This is a genomic window from Stenotrophomonas rhizophila (assembly GCF_001704155.1).
Taxonomy (GTDB): domain Bacteria; phylum Pseudomonadota; class Gammaproteobacteria; order Xanthomonadales; family Xanthomonadaceae; genus Stenotrophomonas; species Stenotrophomonas rhizophila_A.
The window spans coordinates 3380814-3398238 of sequence record NZ_CP016294.1 but is presented as its reverse complement, the minus strand read 5'-3'; the positions used below and the strand labels follow the sequence as shown (position 1 = coordinate 3398238).

The following is a 17425-nucleotide window of genomic DNA, read 5'->3' as shown; positions in this document are numbered from 1 at the left end:
GTGGCTACACTTGCCGGTCGTGGAACATCAAGGGCTGTACTTCATGTCGGGACGCATCACCGCACGCATCATTGCCGGCCTCGGCCTGGCCATCCTGGCCGGGTGTGGCAGCAAGGACCAAGCCGCTCGCCGGCAGGCCGAAGTCGTGCCGGTGACCACCCAGGTCGTGCAGACCTCCGCCTGGAGCGACACCCTGCAGGCACTCGGCACCGCCAAGGCCCGCGAGTCGGTGACCATCACCGCCAAAGTCAGCGAAATCATCGACACCGTGCACTTCGACAGCGGCCAGCAGGTCTCCGCCGGCACCCCCCTGGTGACCCTGCGCGGCCAGGCCCAGGAAGCCGCCCTGCTGCAGGCCCAGGCCACCTTTGCCGAAGCCGACCAGCTGTACAAGCGCCAGCGTGAACTGGCGGCCCAGCAGCTCGTCGCCAGTGCCACCCTCGACACCCAGCGCGCCATCCGCGATGCCGCCGAAGCCCGCGTGCGCGAAATGCAGTCCGACATCGGCGACCGCCGCGTGCGTGCCCCGTTTGCCGGCGTGCTCGGCATCCGCCAGGTCAGCGAAGGGTCGCTCGTCACCCCCACCACCGTCATCGCCACCCTCGACGACATCGAACGCATGCACGTCGATTTCCAGGTGCCCGAAGCCGAACTGGCCTCGCTGGCCAAGGGCGACAAGGTCAGCGCCACCAGCGTGGCCTACCCGGGCCGCACCTTCGAAGGCGACGTGGCCACCATCGATACCCGCGTCGATCCCGGCACCCGCGCCGTCACCGTGCGCGCCGACTTCATCAACGCCGACCACGCCCTGCGCCCGGGCATGCTGCTCGACGTGCGCATGTTCCGTCCCGAACGCCAGGCGTTGGTCATTCCCGAAATCGCCGTGGTCCAGGTCGGCCGCGATTCGTTCGTCTTCCGCGTCAAACCCGACCACGTGGTCGAGCGCGTCGACGTGGTCAGCGGCGCGCGCCGCTCCGGCGTCGTTGAAATCCGTGAAGGGCTCAAGGCAGGCGACCGCATCGTCGTCGACGGCACCGGCAAGCTGCGTCCCGGCCTGAAGGTCAACGACACCGCCGCACCGGCCGCCGCGCCGGCCCCTGCGCCCGCCACCCCGGCCGCCAGCCCGGCCGCGGAGAAGGCCACCGATCCGGCCCCCGCTGGCACCACCCGCGCCCCGACCGGCGCGACCGCTGCCGCAGCGCCCGTGGGCAGCGCCGGATGAAACTCTCCAACATCTCCATCCAGCGGCCGGTGTTTGCCGTGGTGATGAGCCTGCTGCTGGTCGTGCTGGGCATCATGTCGTTCACCCGCCTGACCCTGCGCGAGCTGCCCGCGATCGACCCGCCGATCGTTTCGGTCTCCGTCGATTACACCGGTGCCTCGGCGGCCGTCATCGAAAGCCGCATCACCCAGGTGCTGGAAGACGCCCTGGCCGGCATCGAAGGCATCGACACCATCAACGCGCGCAGCTCCAACGGCCGCGCCCAGGTCAGCATCGAATTCACCTCCAACCGCGATATCGAAGCGGCCGCCAATGACGTGCGCGACGCCGTCAGCCGCGTCGCCGACCGCATGCCCGAAGAGGCGCGCCCGCCGGAAATCGCCAAGGTCGAGAGCGACGCCGACCCGATCATCTGGTTCAACATGACCTCTTCCAGCATGAACACGCTGGAGCTGAGCGACTACGCCGACCGCTACGTGGTCGACCGCTTCTCCAGCCTGGATGGCGTGGCCCAGGTCCGCATCGGCGGGCGCCAGCGCTATGCCATGCGCATCTGGCTCGACCGCGACCAGCTCGCCGCGCGCGGCCTGACCGTGGGCGACGTGGAAACCGCACTGCGCAACGAGAACGTCGAGCTGCCGGCCGGCCGCATCGAATCGGCCGACCGCGATTTCACCCTGCGCGTGGAGCGCAACTACGTAAAGCCGGAAGACTTCGCCACCATCCCGCTCGGCAAGGGCGCTGATGGCTACGTGGTGCGCATGGGCGACGTCGCAAAGATCGAACTGGCCTCGTCCGAACGCCGCGCCTACTACCGCAGCAACGGCGAGCCCGGCATCGGCTTGGGCATCGTCAAGACCTCCACCGCCAACTCGCTGGACGTGGCCCGCACCGCGCGCGCCGAAGCCGAGCGCGTCGGCCAGACCCTGCCCGAAGGCACCCACATCTTCGTGGCCTTCGACAACACCACCTTCATCGAAGCGGCGGTGGACCGCGTCTACGCCACGCTGGTCGAAGCCATGCTGCTGGTGCTGGTGGTGATCTGGCTGTTCCTCGGCAGCTTCCGCGCCGCGTTGATTCCCGCCGTGACCGTGCCGGTGTGCCTGGTGGCCGCCTTCATCGCCCTGTATGCGTTCGGCTTCTCGATCAACCTGTTGACCCTGCTCGCACTGGTGCTGTGTATCGGCCTGGTGGTGGACGATGCCATCGTCGTGGTCGAGAACGTGCAGCGCCGCATCGACCTGGGCGAGCCACCGCTGGTGGCATCCAAGCGTGGTACCGCGCAGGTGGCCTTCGCAGTCATCGCCACCACCGCCGTGCTGGTTGCCGTGTTCCTGCCGGTCGGTTTCCTCGAAGGCAACACCGGCCGCCTGTTCCGCGAACTGGCCGTGGCCCTGGCCGCCGCCGTGGCGCTGTCGGCGTTCGTGTCGCTCACCCTTACCCCGATGATGGCCTCCAAGCTGCTCAAGCCGCACACCGGCCAGCCGCCCAAGGGCCTGCACGGTTTCATCAACCGCAACCTCGACCGCGTCTCGGCATCCTACGGGCGCGTGCTCGACGCCCACGTCGGCAAGATCTGGATCTACGTCGTGGTGATGCTGCTGTCGCTCGCCGCCAGCGCACTGCTGCTCAAGCTGCTGCCGTCCGAACTGGCCCCGGCCGAAGACCGCGGTTCGTTCCAGATCATGATCGACGGCCCCGAGGGCGCCGGCTACGACTACACCGTGGGTCAGGTGCAGGAAGTGGAGAAGGTCGTGGCCGGGTACGTCGGCGCGGACAAGCCCATCGTGCGCGCCAACCCGCGCGTGCCCGGCGGCTTCGGGGCCAGTGAGGAAATGCACACCGGCCGCATCAGCGTGTTCCTGCAGCCGTGGCGCGAACGTTCCACCGCCACCCCCGACGTGGCCGCCGAACTGCAGAAGGACCTCGACGGCATCCGCGGCGTGCGCGTGCGCACCCAGGTCGGCGGCGGGCTGGTCCGCAGCCAGGGCCAGCCGTTCCAGATCGTGCTTGGGGGCCCCGAATACGCTGAAATCGCGCAGTGGCGCGACCGCATGCTCGAACGCATGGCCGACAACCCCGGCCTGGTCGGCCCGGATTCGGATTACAAGGAAACCCGGCCGCAGATGCGGGTGAACATCGACCGCCAGCGTGCGGCCGACCTGGGCGTCTCGGTCACCGCCATTGGGTCGGCGCTGGAGACCATGATGGGTTCGCGCCGCGTCACCACCTTTGTCGACAACGGCGAAGAGTACGACGTGCTGGTCCAGGCCGGCCGCGAAGGCCGTGCCTCGCCCGACGACCTGGCCGCCATCCGCGTGCGCGCCACCAATGGCGAACTGGTGCCGCTGTCCAACCTGGTCACGCTCAGCGAAGTGGCCGAAGCGGGCAATCTCAACCGCTTCAACCGCCTGCGCGCAATCACCATCACCGCCGGGCTGGCCCCGGGTTACCCGCTCGGCGAGGCCATCGCCTGGGCGCAGCAGACCGCACGCGAAGAACTGCCGCAGCACGCGCAGATCGACTGGAAGGGAGAATCGCGCGAATACCAGAACGCTGGCAGCGCGGTGCTGCTCACCTTCGCCATGGCGCTGCTGGTGGTGTACCTGGTGCTGGCCGCGCAGTTCGAAAGCTTCATCCACCCGCTGGTGATCATGCTCACCGTGCCGCTGGGCGTGCTCGGCGCCCTGCTGGGCCTGTACGTGAGCGGGGGCACCATCAACCTGTTCAGCCAGATCGGCATCGTGATGCTGGTCGGCCTGGCGGCGAAGAACGGCATCCTGATCGTCGAATTCGCCAACCAGCTGCGCGACGAAGGGCGTGACGTGCACCGCGCCATCGTCGAATCGGCCATGGTGCGCCTGCGTCCGATCCTGATGACCTCCATCGCCACCGTGGTCGGTGCCATCCCGCTGGTGGTCGCCGGCGGCCCGGGTTCGGCAAGCCGCGGAACGATCGGCATCGTCGTGATCTTCGGCGTCACCGTCTCTACCTTCCTGTCGTTGTTCGTGGTCCCGGCGTTCTATTCGCTGCTGGCGCCGTACACGCGCTCGCCCGAAGCCGTGGCCCGCGAGCTGGAAAAGCAGGAAGCCGACACCCCGTCGGTCGGTGGCCATGCCTGACCGCCCGCTGCGGCTGGAAGGCGACGGATTCGTGCTGCGCCCCTGGCGCAGCGACGATCTGGAGGCCCTGCTGCGGCACGCCAACGACGAGGCGGTCTCGCGCGGGCTGCGTGATCGCTTCCCGTTCCCGTACACCCGGGAAGACGGCGAGGCCTTCCTCGGCGGCCGGATCCTCGCCCCGGAGACGCTCAACCTGGCCATCGAGATCGACGGCGCGGCCTGCGGCAGCATCGGCGCCCAACCGGGCGTCGCCGAACGTGGGCACACCGCCGAACTGGGCTACTGGTTGGGTCGCGCATACTGGGGGCAGGGCTGGATGACCCGCGTGGTGGGCCTGTTCGCCCCTGGGTGATGGACGAGCTGCGCCTGTTCAGGCTGCAGGCCGAAGTGCTGGATTTCAACGAAGGATCGGCCCGCGTGCTGCTCGGCAACGGGTTCCAGGAAGAAGGAACGGCCCGCTGCGCCGTGTTCAAGCGCGGCCGGCTGCACGACCTGCGGCGGTTTGCCAGGGTCCGCACCCCGTAAATCGGCCCTATCGGGCTGGCGCTCGATGATGGAGAATCGACCGGTCCCTTCCAGCCGACGGGACGTCCTTCATTTTCCGCCGACTGGAGAGAGCGCGTGGAAGCAGTAGTTGAATTCATCAATGGCATCATCTGGAGCAAGGCATTGATCTTCCTGTGCCTGGCGGCCGGCCTGTTCTTCAGCGTGCGCACCCGCTTCATGCAGCTGCGTGGCTTCTTCGAAATGTGCCGGCTCACCGTGCAGGGCGAAAAGTCCGACGCCGGCGTGTCCTCGTTCCAGGCGTTGGCCATGTCCATGGCCGGCCGCATGGGCATCGGCAACATCGCCGGCGTGGCCACCGCCATCGCCTTCGGTGGCCCCGGTGCGATCTTCTGGATGTGGGTGATGGGCTTCCTTGGGGCGTCCACCTCGTATGTCGAGTGCACCCTGGCGCAGATCTACAAGACCAAGGATGCCGACGGCCGCTACCGGGGTGGCCCGGCGTACTACATCGAAAAGGCCATGGGCCTGAAGTGGTACGCGATGGCCTTCGCCATGGCCACGATCGTTGCTGCCGGTTTCCTGATGCCGGGCGTGCAGGCCAATGCGATCGCCGACAGCATCATCAATTCCTGCCGTGGCGGCGCCCTGTGCGGACCGCTGGATGGCCAGTTCATGGGCATGGAATCGGTGCAGGCGTTCAAGCTCGGCATCGGCATCGTGGTCGCCCTGCTGCTGGGCGTGGTGATCTTCGGCGGCGTCAAGCGCATCGCCAATTTCGCAGAAGTGGTGGTGCCGTTCATGGCCGCCGGCTTCATCCTGATGGCCATCGTCATCATGATCCTCAACTATGAGCGCGTGCCGGACATGTTCCGTACCGTGTTCAGCAGCGCCTTCGGCGCCCACGCCGCGTTCGGCGCGATGATGGGCCTGGCGGTGGAGTGGGGCGTCAAGCGCGGCATCTACGCCAACGAAGCCGGCCAGGGTACCGGCCCGCACGCGGCCGCGGCCTCGGAGGTTTCGCACCCGGCCAAGCAGGGCTACGTGCAGGCGTTCGCCATCTACTTCGACACCATGATGGTGTGCACCGCCACCGCCTTCCTGATCCTGGCGGCCGGCACCTACAACGTGTACTCGCCCACGCCGGGCGCCGAGCCGGTGTTCGCCGGCCTGGCCGGTGTGGCCGAAGGCGCGGGCTACGCACAGGCTGCGGTGGAAACCGTGCTGCCGGGCTGGGGCTCGGGCTTCGTGGCCATCGCGATCTTCTTCTTCGCCTTCACCACCATCATGGCCTATTACTACATGGCCGAAACCAACCTCAGCTACCTCAACCACAACCGCAAGCGCCCGCTCACCGTGCTGGCGCTGCGCCTGGGCATCATCGGCATGGTGGTGTTCGGCGCCTTCCACAACGCCAAGATGGCGTGGGCGCTGGGCGACATCGGCGTGGGCCTGATGGCGTGGTTGAACATCGTCGCGATCCTCATCGTGCAGAAGCCGGCCCTGATCGCCCTGCGCGATTACGAGCGCCAGAAGAAGCTCGGCCTGGATCCGACCTTCGACCCCGATGCCCTGGGCATCAAGAACGCCGATTTCTGGCGTCACCGCAAGCTGGAGCAGTCCCGTAGTGAATGATCCCTGGAAAAACGCCCGTCGCCCGTCCTCGCGACCGCCGCGGGCCACCCCGCTGCCGCCGCGCGAAGGCGGCACCCCGCCACCGCCGGGGCGCGGCAACGATGAGCTGCGCCTGTACGGCTGGAATGCCGTGCAGGCGCTGTTCGAGCGCCGCCCGCAGGCGCTGCGCAAGCTGTACCTGGCCGAGGCGCTGATCCCGCGGCTGCAGCCGCTGTTGAAGTGGTGCGTGGCCAACCGCGTCGGCTATCGCGTGGTGGAAGAGGGTGACCTCAACAAGCTCGCCGCCACCACCCACCACGAAGGCGTGGTGGCCGACGTGCTGCGCGCCCCGATGCTGGAACTGGGCGAGTGGCTGGCCGGCCTGCCGGCCGACAAGCCGGCGCTGGCGCTGTGGCTGGATGGCGTGGGCAACCCGCACAACTTCGGCGCCATCCTGCGTTCGGCGGCGCACTTCGGCGTGGCCGGGCTGCTGCTGCCGCCCGATTCCACGCTGGCGTTGTCCGGTGCGGCGGCGCGTGTTGCTGAAGGCGGCGCCGAAGCGGTGCCGCTGGTGCGCCTGCCCGCACTGCCGCAGGCAATGGAAGCACTTCGTGCCGGCGGCTTCGGTCTGGCCGCCACGCTGGTGGAAGGCGGCGCGGATCTGTTCAAGGCCACCTTGCCGGCGCGGCTGGTGTATGTGATGGGCGCCGAAGGCGAGGGCATGGACCGTGCGTTGGCACAGACCTGCGACCTGCAGGTATCCATTCCCGGCAGTGGTGCGGTGGAAAGCCTCAACGTGGCATCGGCCACCGCCGTGTTGCTGTCGCACTGGTATGCACAGCGGTAACTTCGGGTAACGCTTGCGCGCTGCCCTGCGTGATGTGATCGACTTCTCCAAAGGAGTCGTGCCTACGGTGGATTCGGATTTTTCGCATGGTGCGCTGCGTTCTTGCTGCGTCACAGTGCAACGCGGCGCCGTACTGTGTAGGTGAGGAGAGACACCCACCCAGTGCGGCGCCGTTGTCCGGATCACGGTCTGTTCCGTGGCGCTCACCGCGTGGGGTGTGACGAATCCCGGTAGCCCGGCCGCTTGGCCGGGCTTTTTTTATGTGCTTTCGCGGTGCGCGGGGGCGGAACGCGACATTCCGGGCCTGCGCAAGGGGGCTTGCAACGTGTGCGCGCAGTGACGCTTCGGGCCGCGCGTGATGGAAATCCGGAAGCGCGTTTCCTGCCGGGCATCCGCTGAAAAACGCCGTTGGCGTGATAGGCATTTTCGTGCGTGCGCCCGCGCACAGAACGCAAATTTCGCGTGATTTACCGATTTTTCCGAGATGACTTCCTGTGCAGATTGCCGGTGCGGCGGATTGGCCTGCCGCATCACTCTGTCACCAAGGAGGCATTCCATGACATTCGATGCGCTGCGTTCCCTGCGCCCGATTTCCTTCGCCCTGATCGCCGGCCTGCTGCCTGCTGCCGCCCAGGCTGCCGAGCACTCGCTGGACGGCGTCAATTTCATGGGGCCGCTGATCACCCCCAATCCGGCCGGCATGCCCAAAGGCAATCTCTTCATCGAGCCGTACCTGATCCGCATCGACAGCGACCGCTACTTCGACGGCGACGGCCGCCGGCATGACAGCGACGGCCGCAGCGCCGCCTGGCTGACCGTGGTGCCGATCGCCTACGGCCTGGGTCAGCGCGTGACCGCGCAGGTCAACCTCAGCGCCTCGCGCGCAGAGACCGGCAGCGACCGCAGCCGCGGCTTCCGCGCCGGCGATACCACCGCCATGGTGCAGTACCTGCTGCAGGCGCCGAACGAAGACGGCACCCGCCCGGCCATTTCGGTGTCGCTGAGCCAGCGCTACGCCACCGGCAGCTATGACCGCATTGATGGCAACCCGCTCAACGCCCAGGGCGACGGCGTGCAGCGCACCACCTTCGGGCTCGGCATGCAGCAGGTGGTGTGGCTGCCCAACGGTCGCCCGCTGCGCTGGCGTGGCCAGCTCAGCGCCAGCCCGGCACCGGCGCGCGTGGCGATCAACGACCACAGCGTGTACGGCACCCCGGATGGCTTCCGCGGCAACATCGCGCCGGGTTCGCTGATCGGCCTTTCCGCGGCCGGTGAGTACAGCTTCAACTCGAAGTGGGTGGGCGTATTCGAGTTCGCCGTCAGCCGCCAGAGCGACCGTCACCTGAGCGGCTACGCACCCGCTGCCGACGGCACCATGCTGCGCATCGATGAACGTCGCCCCGGCAGCCGCAACGTCACCCTTGCACCGGCGGTGCAGTACCACTTCAGTCCCAGCGTCGGGCTGATTGCCGGGGTGGAGTTCACGGTTGCGGGCCGCAATACCGGCAGCTACATCAACCCGCAGGTCGCCCTGGGCATGTTCTTCTGATGGGCCTCGATGAGATCGTCGCCCACCTGCTGGGCATCGTCTGGAGTCCGGCGCTGGTCGGGCTGTGCCTGCTGGTGGGCCTGTACTTCAGCGTGCGCACGCGCTTCATCCAGCTGCGCGGGCTGCCGGAGATGCTCAAGCTGATGTTCCAGGGGCGCAGTTCGGCGGCGGGCGTGTCCTCGTTCCAGGCATTGAGCCTGTCGCTGTCCAGCCGCGTCGGCGTGGGCAACATCGCCGGCGTGGCGATGGGCATTGCCTACGGCGGGCCGGGTGCGATTTTCTGGATGTGGATCGTCGCCTTCCTAGGTGCCTCCAGCGCCTTCGTCGAATCCACCCTGGCGCAGATCTACAAGCAGCGCGACAGCAACGGCATGTACCGGGGTGGTCCGGCGTACTACATCGAAAAGGGCCTGGGCAAACGCTGGTACGCGGTGCTGTTCGCGCTTAGCACGGTGATCGGCTGCGGGCTGCTGCTGCCCGGTACGCAGTCCAACGCGATGGTCAGCGCGTTGGACGAGGCATGGGGCGCGCCGGGCTGGGTCACCGCGGCCGGCATCGGCACGGTGGTCGCGATGGTGATCTTCGGCGGCGTGCGGCGCATCGCACAGGTGGCCCAGGTCATCGTGCCGTTCACGGCGCTGGGCTATCTGGTGGTGGCGGCCGTGGTGATGGCCCTGAATCTGGATGCGGTGCCGGAGATGTTCAGCATCATCCTGCGCAGTGCATTCGGCCAGGACGCCGCGTTCGGCGCCATGATCGGCACGGCCATCCAGTGGGGCGTGCGCCGTGGCGTGATGTCCAACGAAGCCGGCATGGGCAGCGGTGCGCATCCCGCTGCCGCAGCGGAAGTCTCGCACCCGGTGAAGCAGGGGCTGGTACAGGCCTGTTCGGTGTACATCGACACCATGGTGGTGTGCAGCGCCACCGCCTTCCTGATCCTGTCTGCCGGCACCTACAACGTCCATGATCCGGCCGCCCCGGCGCAGTGGATCGTGGCCAACGTACCGGGGCTGGAAGCGGGGCCGCGGTTCGTGCAGCAGGCGGTGGAATCGGCGTTGCCGGGCTTCGGGCGTTCGTTCATCGCCCTGGCGATCCTGCCGTTCGCCTTCACCACCATCCTGGCGCTGTACTACACGGCCGAAACCAACGTGGTCTACCTGCTGCGCAACCGCACCTCGCCGTGGGTGATGGCGTTGTTCCGGCTGGGCTTCCTGGGCGCCATGCTGTATTCGGCGTTGAACAGCGCTACGGTAGCGTGGTCGCTGGGCGATATCGGCGTGGGCCTGATGACCTGGCTCAACATCATCGCGCTGCTGCTGTTGCAGAAACCGGCCTTGGCCGCACTGCGCGATTACGAGGCCTCACGCGGTGCCGGAAAGGACCCGGTGTACCGCCCCGACAACATCACGCTGCCGGCCAGCACGGTGTGGTTGCGGTAACCCGAACGGAAACCGGCGGCAGACACCGCCGGTTTCCACATCATCCGCTTATTCGTTGGGCGGGGTGGTCGCCTTGGCTTCACTGCCGAAATTGCCATCGGCTTCGGCCGCCAGGTAGGCGAACACCGTGTACGCCGCCACGTTCTGCGCCAGCGCCGCCGGTTCGATCTTGTCCAGCGTGTCGTCGGCGGTGTGGTGCAGGTTGAAGTAGTCGGTTCCGTCCTGCGCCAGCCACGCCCATGCGCCGCCCTTGGCGGCAAGCGGGCCGATATCGGGGCCCGGGCCACCCTTGTCCGGGGCGTATTCGATGCCCAGCGGCTTGAGCACGTCGGCAATCTGGGCGGTCGCCTCGCGCGAGCCTTCCGGGTTCGGCGAACCGGTGTTGAACGCATAGATGCGGCCGGCACCGAAGTCGCTCTCGGCGGCCAGCTGGTGCAGCACGATGTCTTTGGCATGCGCTTCGGCGTAGGCCTTGCCGCCGTACAGACCCTGTTCCTCGTTGGCGAACGCCACCACGCGGATGCTGCGTTTGGGCGCCTGCTTGAGCTGGCCGATCAGGTGGCCGGCGGCCATGGTCAGCGCCACGCCGGCGCCATCGTCGATCGCGCCGGTGCCCAGGTCCCAGGAATCGAGGTGGCCACCAATGACCACCACTTCCTTGGGCAGGCTGCGCCCGGTGATCTCACCGATCACGTTGTACGAGGTGGCGGTGCCATCCCAGCCGCAATCCAGGCTGAGCTTGAGCTTCGTCGGTCCCAGCGCGACCAGCCGCGCCAGCTGGTTGGCGTCGGGCACCGACAGCGCCGCCGACGGCACCGGGGTCAGGCCGTCGTCGAAGCGGGTGATGCCGGTATGCGGCACGCGGTGCGAATCGGTACCGGCCGAACGCATCACAAAGCCCACCGCACCCTTGCGGATCGCCTCGGACGGGCCTTTGCTGCGCACCGCGCCGCCCTTGCCGTAGTCGCGGCCATCGCGGTAGGCGGTCATCTGGTAATCCACGAAGGCGATCTTGCCCTTGAGCGAGCCTTCCGGCGCGGCCTGCAGCGCGGCCAGGTCAGCGAAGCGCACCACCTCGGCCTCGACCGTACCGCCCGGGCTGCCGCCCAGCGCGGTGATGCTCAGCGGCTGTGCATGCTTGCCCACCACCTGCGCGTGTTCACTGCGGCGTTCCCACTTGGGGAAGGTCACCGGCTCTTTCCACACCTTGTCAAAGCCCAGTGCCTTGAACTTGGCTTCGGCCCAGGCCACCGCGCGGGCGTCGGCCTCGCTGCCGGCAATGCGCGGGCCGATCTCGGTCGTCAGCGATTCGACCACCTTCCAGCCGGTGTCGTCCTTCAGGGCCTGCTCGCGCAGTTCAGCAGCGGTAGCCAGCGATTTCGGCGGCAGGGTGGTGGTGCCCGTCGCCGCGAACGCCGGGGCGGCCAGCAGGGCGAGGGAAGATGCGATGGCAAGGACGCGGCGACGCATGGGACGGACTCCGGGGGAACAGGGCGGAAGCCCCCGAGCTTAGCAGCCTGCCCGCGCCGCACATGGGCGGGAGGTCATGGTTGGGCGGATGCTGTTTTCCACCGGTGGGCAGGGCGACGACCAACGGTCGTCGCCTACGCCCTTTACTGCTTCAAATTGTCCCGGATCTCCCGCAGCAGCAGGATCTCTTCCTTCGGCGCAGCCGGTGCCGCTTCCTTCTTGCGCGCCAGGGGATTGATCACCTTGACCACCATGAAGATCGCGAACGCCACGATCAGGAACTGCACCAGCGTATTGAGGAAATCGCCGTAGCCGATCACCACGGCGGGGATCTCCGTGCCATCGGCGGCCACGCGTGCCGGCGCCAGCGTCCACGCCAGTTCGGAGAAGTCCACCCGGCCAATGGCCCAGCCCAGCGGCGGCATGATGATCTTGTCCACCAGCGCGGTGACGATCTTGCCGAACGCAGCACCGATGACCACACCGACCGCCAGGTCGATGACGTTGCCACGCATGGCAAATTCCTTGAACTCAGTCAGCATTCCCATCGGGTTCTCCTGTAGCGGGGATAGCAAAGGTCGCCGCAGCGTAACGCGGCGCGTGTCGTCATCCGGCGATGACGCCGTGCCGTTCGGCCACGTTTTCCAGGCGGGCGCTGAAACGATCGCCCGGCTTCAGTGCGGCCACGCCGGCCGGCGTACCCATGAACACCAGGTCGCCCGCGCGCAGTGCCCACAGCTTGGACAGCTCGTGCAGGATCTCCGGCACGTTCCAGATCATCTGGTCCAGCAGTGACTGCTGGCGCACTTCGCCGTTGATTTCCAGCGACAGGTTGAGCGCGGCAAGATCGCCCACCTCACCGGCCGGCACCAGTTCGCTGACCGGCGCGGAATGATCGAACCCCTTGGCCGAATCCCACGGGTGGCCCTTGGCCTTGGCCGCCGCCTGCAGGTCGCGGCGGGTCAGGTCCAGGCCTACGCCGTAGCCGAACACCAGCGCCTCGGCCTGGTCGAGCGGGAGCTCGCCGGCAGGCGCGTCACGACCGATCGCCACCACCAGTTCCACTTCGTGGTGCAGATCCTGGGTGGAAGGCGGGTAGGGGATCACATCGTCATGGCCAACCACGATCGCATCGGCCGGCTTGCTGAAGAACATCGGCCGGCCGCGGTCATCGGCGGCGGGCACGGCAGCGCCCATTTCCTTGGCGTGGTCGGCGAAATTGCGGCCGACACAGTAGATGCGGCGCACCGGAAACGTACCGCCACCGGCGACCGGAATGCGGGGTTGTTCGGGGGCCGGGATTACATCAGACATGCGCGCGTCCTGTGGGAAGGGGTCGCACGAGTGTATTCCGCCACGTCGCAGATCGTGTAGTGCCGACTGTTAGTCGGCAGACCGGACTCAACGCGACAGCGGCAACGCCTGCTTGCGCACCACGCGGTACTCGCCTTCCACCACCTGCGGATCGGCCGCACGCGCGGCCTGCCTGCGCGAAGCCAGCAGCTTCCACGCCACGCCGGCGATGATCATCGCCGCGCCCACGAACACACCCACGAACACCAGGGCGGCCAGGATCGCCAGACCCAACAGACCGACCGCAACGCGCACCAACGGATGGCGCGGCTTGCGCGGCGCAAACAGGGAGCGGAACTGGTTGAACTGGAAGCGGTTGTACATGGCGGTTCTTTGGCTGAAGTCAGCGAGATGTCAGTATCCCGGCAGTCTTTTGTCATTGAGTGAAAAACTCGTTAAACGGGGCCTGCGTTTATTTGAAATCAATGACTTGTGTTCATCGCAGAGCCAGCCAGATGAGGGCGTGAGACAATCGCGTACCGTGCCCTGGATCCTGTTTCCATGTCTGTTTCCGATGCCTCCGCCACTGCCCTGATCGCGCTGGAACGTATTGTCGACGGGGGATTTGCCGAGGTGGAGGGATGCATCGACGGCGACCACGAGTCGCTGGTGCTGTACCGCGAGGGCGACGATGTGCGCGGCTGGCTCAACATCTGCCCCCACGCCGGGCGCCGGCTGGATTGGGCGCCGGGCCAGTTCCTAAAGAGCAAGGCCGGCGAGCTGGTCTGCGCCGCCCACGGCGCATCGTTCTCGCTGGTGAACGGCAGTTGCGTGGCCGGCCCCTGCAAGGGCGACCGCTTGCGCGCCGTGCCGCTGCACGTGCGCGATGGCCAGGTGTTCCTCAGAACATCAGGTTGATCATCGCCACCACCACAATGGTGTAGATCAACGACAACGGCGCGCCCACCCGCCACAACTCACCGGCCGTGTAGTTGGCCGGCCCGGTGATCATCGAAATCACCGGGTTTGAAGCGGTCATCAGATTGTTGGATGCCGACAGCGCCACGATCAGCGCGAACGCGGTCGGGCTGCCACCGGCCGCCAGCGCCAGGTTCACCGCAATGGGCACCATCACGATGGTCGCGCCTACATGGCTGATCACCAGCGAAAACACCGTGGTCAAAAGCGCCAGCGCGATCTCCAGTACCCACACCGGAATGCCGGTAGGCAGGCGGTCGATGGTGTGCCCGGCCACCCAGGCCGCCGCGCCGCTGCTGTCCATCGCCCAGCCGAGCGGAATCAGCCCGGCCATCATGAACACCGTCTTCCAGTTGATCGAGGCATACGCCTCGTCCATGCGCAGCACGCCGGTGAGCAGCATGCCGGCCACGCCGGTCATCAGGGTCAATGCCACCGGCAGCTTCGACGTCAGCGCGATCAGGATCGTGATGGCGAAGATCGACATGGCGATCTTGAACTTGTGCGGGCGCTGTTCGCCCTTCGGGTAATCGGTGACCACCACGAAGTCGCGGCTCTTGGCGGCCTGGGCCAGGTCGGTCCAGATGCTGTGGAACACCAGCATGTCGCCGGCGCGCAGGGGCACGTTGCGCACGTCCTCGCGGATCACCTGCTTGTCGCGGTTGATCGCCAGCAGGCTGATGCCGCGCTGCTTGCGCAGGCGCAGGTCCGAGGCGCTCTTGCCGATCACCTCGGAGGTGGGCGGAATCACCGCCTCGGAAATGCCCGCGCGGCTGGGGTTGAACAGGTCGCCCAGGTGCTTCAGCCGCGAGGACATGCGCAGGAACTGGTTCTGGGCGAAATCGCCTACCTGCTGGCGGCTACCCATCACGCCCAGCACGCTGCCCACCCAGATCCGCATTTCCGCCGGCGGTGCCAGCCGGGTGTCGTTGCCGGTCTTGAGCGCCAGCATCAGCGGCGCATCGTGCAGGTTCTCGGCCTCGCCCAGGGTCATGCCCACCAGCGGGCTTTCGGCGCTGACCACCAGCTCGAACACATCGCCCTCGATCCCGTAGGTCTTGGCGAAGTAGCTTTCCGTGCGGGCCGGGGTGACGCCATCGTTGGCCAGCGTCTCTTCTTCCACCAGCTTGCGGTCGCCGAAGTAGCGGAAGTACAGCAGGGACGCGGCCAGCAGCGCCAGGCCGATCGGCAGCGGCGCGAACATGCGCAGCGGTTCGATCGTGGCCAGGCCCGAAGGAAGATTGTTGTTGGCCGAGGCCAGCAGATCGTTGAGCAGGATCAGCGGCGAATTGCCGACCATGGTCAGCGCGCCGCCCATCACGATCGCCGCGGCAATCGGCAGCAGCAGGCGCTGCAGGGTCAACCCGGTGCGCGCCACCAGCCGCGAGGCCACCGGCAGGTACAGTGCCATCACCGATGGGTTCTGCATGAACGACGAATTCAACCCGGCAATGGCCGTGGTCATCATCAGCAAGCGGGTTTCAACGCCATGCCCGCGCCGCAGCAGCCACGCCGCCAGTCTGTTCAGCGCCCCGGTGCGGTCCAGGCCGGCACCGAGGATGGTGGTGGCGATGATGCTCATCACCGCGTTACCCGAGAAGCCGCCGAAGATTTCCTCCGGCGCGATCAGGCCCGTCACGCCCAGCACCACCAGCACCACCAGCGCCACCACGTCGGCGCGGATGCGCTCGAACAGGAACATCGCCATCGTGAAGCCGACCAGCCCCAGGACGAGCTTCATGTCGGTGGTCAGCGTCAGCGTGGTGTCCATGGGGTAACGCGGTTCCTTGGATAGGGATCAGGTACGGTCGTACAACAGGTCCCACACCCCGTGACCCAGCTTCTGGCCGCGGGTTTCGAAGTGCGTCTGCGGCCGCCACTCCGGCCGCTCCACCTGCCCGCGTGGACCGGCGCGGTTGACCAGCCCCGGGGTGGCGTCCAGCACCTCCCACATCTGCTCGGCATAGTCTTCCCAGTCGGTGGCGCAGTGCAGCCGGCCACCCACGCGCAGCTTGCGCACCAGCAGTTCCGCAAACCCCGGCTGGATCAGGCGGCGCTTGTTGTGGCGCTTCTTGTGCCACGGGTCCGGGAAATAGATGCGCACTTCATCCAGCGCGCCATCGGCGATTTCCTTTTCCAGCACCTCCACCGCATCGTGGTGGTACAGGCGCACGTGGTCGGCGTTGTCGTCGGCCAGTGCGTTGAGCAGGCGGCCCACGCCGGGGGCGTGCACTTCCAGCCCGATGTAGTCGCGGCTGGGATCCTGCTGCGCGGCAAAGCGCAGCGCGGCGCCGTTGCCGAACCCGATCTCAAGCACCTTGCGCGCATCGCGGCCGAAGGTGGCATCCAGGTCGCGCGGCTCGCCGGTGAAGTCCAGGCCAAAGCGCGGCCAGCGGTCGTCGAACGCGCGCTGCTGGGCGGGGGTGAAGCGGCCTTGGCGCAGCACGAAGCTGCGCACCTCGCGGCGGCCTTCGGTGACGGTGAAGGGTTTGGGCGGCGCCTTGGCGCCCGCGCTGTCGAAGGGATTGGTCATCAGCCGATCAACCCGTCCACCGGCGAAGACGCGCTCGCATAGCGCTTGCGCGGAATGCGCCCGGCCAGGAACGCCTCGCGCCCGGCTTCAACCGCCTTGCGCATCGCGCTGGCCATCAGCACCGGGTTTCGTGCACCGGCGATGGCGGTGTTCATCAGCACGCCGTCGCAGCCGAGCTCCATCGCAATGGCCGCATCCGACGCAGTGCCCACGCCGGCATCCACGATGATCGGCACCTTGGCGCTTTCGATGATTTCCAGCAGGTTGTACCTGTTCTGGATGCCCAGCCCCGAGCCGATCGGTGCGGCCAGCGGCATCACCGCCACGCAGCCGATCTCTTCCAGCCGCTTGGCCAGGATCGGGTCATCGGAGGTGTAGACCATCACCTCGAAGCCGTCCTTGACCAGCGTTTCGGCGGCCTTGAGGGTCTGCACCACGTCCGGGTACAGCGTCTTCTGGTCGCCCAGCACTTCCAGCTTGGTCAGGTTGTGGCCATCGAGCAGTTCGCGCGCCAGCCGGCAGGTACGCACCGCGTCTTCGGCGGTGTAGCAGCCGGCGGTGTTGGGCAGGATGGTGTAGCGGTCCGGCGGCAGCACGTCCAGCAGGTTCGGTTCGCCCGGGTTCTGCCCGATGTTCGTGCGGCGGATCGCCACGGTGACGATCTGGGCCCCGGCCGCCTCGGTGGCGATGCGGGTTTCGTCCAGGTCCTTGAACTTGCCGGTCCCGGTCAGCAGCCGGGAAGCGTAGGTCTTGCCGGCGATCACCAGCGAATCGGGGGAAGAATGAGCAGTCATAAGCGAATTATCACACAGCCCACTGCCGCACAGACCCGGTAGCGCCGGCCGTTGGCCGGC

Annotated in this window: 14 protein-coding genes and 1 pseudogene; 8 read left to right on the top strand and 7 right to left on the bottom strand. The window is 67.2% G+C overall.

What is annotated here, in order from left to right; genetic code table 11:
- Positions 1 to 43: 43 nt before the first annotated feature.
- From BAY15_RS15145 to BAY15_RS15115, 7 genes and pseudogenes are all read left to right on the top strand, one after another.
- On the top strand, positions 44 to 1222 hold the full coding sequence (locus BAY15_RS15145; RefSeq protein ID WP_083214201.1) for an efflux RND transporter periplasmic adaptor subunit: 1179 nt from the start codon (positions 44 to 46) through the stop codon (positions 1220 to 1222).
- Positions 1219 to 4344, top strand: coding sequence for an efflux RND transporter permease subunit (locus BAY15_RS15140; RefSeq protein WP_068853841.1), 3126 nt, complete (start codon positions 1219 to 1221; stop codon positions 4342 to 4344). Before BAY15_RS15145 ends, BAY15_RS15140 begins: the two co-directional genes overlap by 4 nt.
- Positions 4337 to 4869: pseudogene (locus BAY15_RS15135) on the top strand (GNAT family N-acetyltransferase). The gene BAY15_RS15140 and the pseudogene BAY15_RS15135 overlap by 8 nt, the downstream one beginning before the upstream one ends.
- A gap of 96 nt (positions 4870 to 4965) precedes the next feature.
- Positions 4966 to 6483 (top strand): alanine/glycine:cation symporter family protein, encoded by a 1518-nt coding sequence (locus BAY15_RS15130; RefSeq protein ID WP_068853840.1) that lies wholly within the window; start codon positions 4966 to 4968, stop codon positions 6481 to 6483.
- Positions 6476 to 7309, top strand: a complete 834-nt coding sequence (locus tag BAY15_RS15125; RefSeq protein ID WP_068853839.1) for a TrmH family RNA methyltransferase — start codon at positions 6476 to 6478, stop codon at positions 7307 to 7309. The genes BAY15_RS15130 and BAY15_RS15125 overlap by 8 nt, the downstream gene beginning before the upstream one ends.
- Positions 7310 to 7865: 556 nt before the next feature.
- Complete coding sequence (locus tag BAY15_RS15120; protein ID WP_068853838.1) at positions 7866 to 8858, top strand: hypothetical protein; 993 nt, start codon at positions 7866 to 7868, stop codon at positions 8856 to 8858.
- Positions 8858 to 10297, top strand: coding sequence for an alanine/glycine:cation symporter family protein (locus BAY15_RS15115; protein ID WP_068853837.1), 1440 nt, complete (start codon positions 8858 to 8860; stop codon positions 10295 to 10297). Before BAY15_RS15120 ends, BAY15_RS15115 begins: the two co-directional genes overlap by 1 nt.
- Before the next feature lie 48 nt (positions 10298 to 10345).
- Here the strand turns inward: BAY15_RS15115 and BAY15_RS15110 are convergent, their stop codons facing one another.
- The 4 genes from BAY15_RS15110 to BAY15_RS15095 form a co-directional block, all read right to left on the bottom strand.
- Positions 10346 to 11767, bottom strand: coding sequence for a M28 family peptidase (locus BAY15_RS15110; RefSeq protein WP_068853836.1), 1422 nt, complete (start codon positions 11765 to 11767; stop codon positions 10346 to 10348).
- A gap of 143 nt (positions 11768 to 11910) precedes the next feature.
- The gene (mscL, locus tag BAY15_RS15105) at positions 11911 to 12315 is read right to left on the bottom strand and encodes a large-conductance mechanosensitive channel protein MscL (RefSeq protein ID WP_068853835.1); all 405 of its coding nucleotides are present in this window, start codon (positions 12313 to 12315) and stop codon (positions 11911 to 11913) included.
- Between the two features lie 58 nt (positions 12316 to 12373).
- Positions 12374 to 13081, bottom strand: a complete 708-nt coding sequence (locus tag BAY15_RS15100; protein WP_068853834.1) for a fumarylacetoacetate hydrolase family protein — start codon at positions 13079 to 13081, stop codon at positions 12374 to 12376.
- A gap of 87 nt (positions 13082 to 13168) precedes the next feature.
- Entirely contained in the window at positions 13169 to 13444 is a 276-nt protein-coding gene (locus BAY15_RS15095) for a hypothetical protein (protein WP_068853833.1), read from the bottom strand.
- A gap of 177 nt (positions 13445 to 13621) precedes the next feature.
- Between BAY15_RS15095 and BAY15_RS15090 the strand changes: the two genes are divergently transcribed.
- Entirely contained in the window at positions 13622 to 13978 is a 357-nt protein-coding gene (locus tag BAY15_RS15090) for a Rieske (2Fe-2S) protein (RefSeq protein ID WP_068853832.1), read from the top strand.
- Here the strand turns inward: BAY15_RS15090 and BAY15_RS15085 are convergent.
- Genes BAY15_RS15085 through BAY15_RS15075 form a run of 3 tightly spaced genes read right to left on the bottom strand, consistent with a single transcriptional unit; the run spans position 13962 to position 17365 of the window.
- Positions 13962 to 15809, bottom strand: coding sequence for an SLC13 family permease (locus BAY15_RS15085; RefSeq protein WP_068853831.1), 1848 nt, complete (start codon positions 15807 to 15809; stop codon positions 13962 to 13964). The two genes, BAY15_RS15090 and BAY15_RS15085, sit on opposite strands and share 17 nt — an antisense overlap.
- A 27-nt stretch (positions 15810 to 15836) precedes the next feature.
- A complete protein-coding gene (gene trmB / locus BAY15_RS15080; protein WP_068853830.1) occupies positions 15837 to 16571 on the bottom strand; it encodes a tRNA (guanosine(46)-N7)-methyltransferase TrmB in 735 nt (244 codons plus the stop codon).
- A complete protein-coding gene (locus tag BAY15_RS15075; RefSeq protein WP_068853829.1) occupies positions 16571 to 17365 on the bottom strand; it encodes a thiazole synthase in 795 nt (264 codons plus the stop codon). Before BAY15_RS15075 ends, trmB begins: the two co-directional genes overlap by 1 nt.
- Between the last annotated feature and the right edge of the window lie 60 nt (positions 17366 to 17425).

Coding starts and splice junctions, on each gene's coding strand:
- BAY15_RS15120 (WP_068853838.1), top strand. CDS start 7,866: ATGACATTCGATGCGCTGCGTTCCCTGCGCCCGATTTCCTTCGCCCTG.
- BAY15_RS15095 (WP_068853833.1), bottom strand. CDS start 13,444: ATGTACAACCGCTTCCAGTTCAACCAGTTCCGCTCCCTGTTTGCGCCG.
- BAY15_RS15140 (WP_068853841.1), top strand. CDS start 1,219: ATGAAACTCTCCAACATCTCCATCCAGCGGCCGGTGTTTGCCGTGGTG.
- BAY15_RS15085 (WP_068853831.1), bottom strand. CDS start 15,809: ATGGACACCACGCTGACGCTGACCACCGACATGAAGCTCGTCCTGGGG.
- trmB (WP_068853830.1), bottom strand. CDS start 16,571: ATGACCAATCCCTTCGACAGCGCGGGCGCCAAGGCGCCGCCCAAACCC.
- BAY15_RS15075 (WP_068853829.1), bottom strand. CDS start 17,365: ATGACTGCTCATTCTTCCCCCGATTCGCTGGTGATCGCCGGCAAGACC.
- BAY15_RS15145 (WP_083214201.1), top strand. CDS start 44: ATGTCGGGACGCATCACCGCACGCATCATTGCCGGCCTCGGCCTGGCC.
- mscL (WP_068853835.1), bottom strand. CDS start 12,315: ATGGGAATGCTGACTGAGTTCAAGGAATTTGCCATGCGTGGCAACGTC.
- BAY15_RS15110 (WP_068853836.1), bottom strand. CDS start 11,767: ATGCGTCGCCGCGTCCTTGCCATCGCATCTTCCCTCGCCCTGCTGGCC.
- BAY15_RS15090 (WP_068853832.1), top strand. CDS start 13,622: ATGTCTGTTTCCGATGCCTCCGCCACTGCCCTGATCGCGCTGGAACGT.
- BAY15_RS15115 (WP_068853837.1), top strand. CDS start 8,858: ATGGGCCTCGATGAGATCGTCGCCCACCTGCTGGGCATCGTCTGGAGT.
- BAY15_RS15100 (WP_068853834.1), bottom strand. CDS start 13,081: ATGTCTGATGTAATCCCGGCCCCCGAACAACCCCGCATTCCGGTCGCC.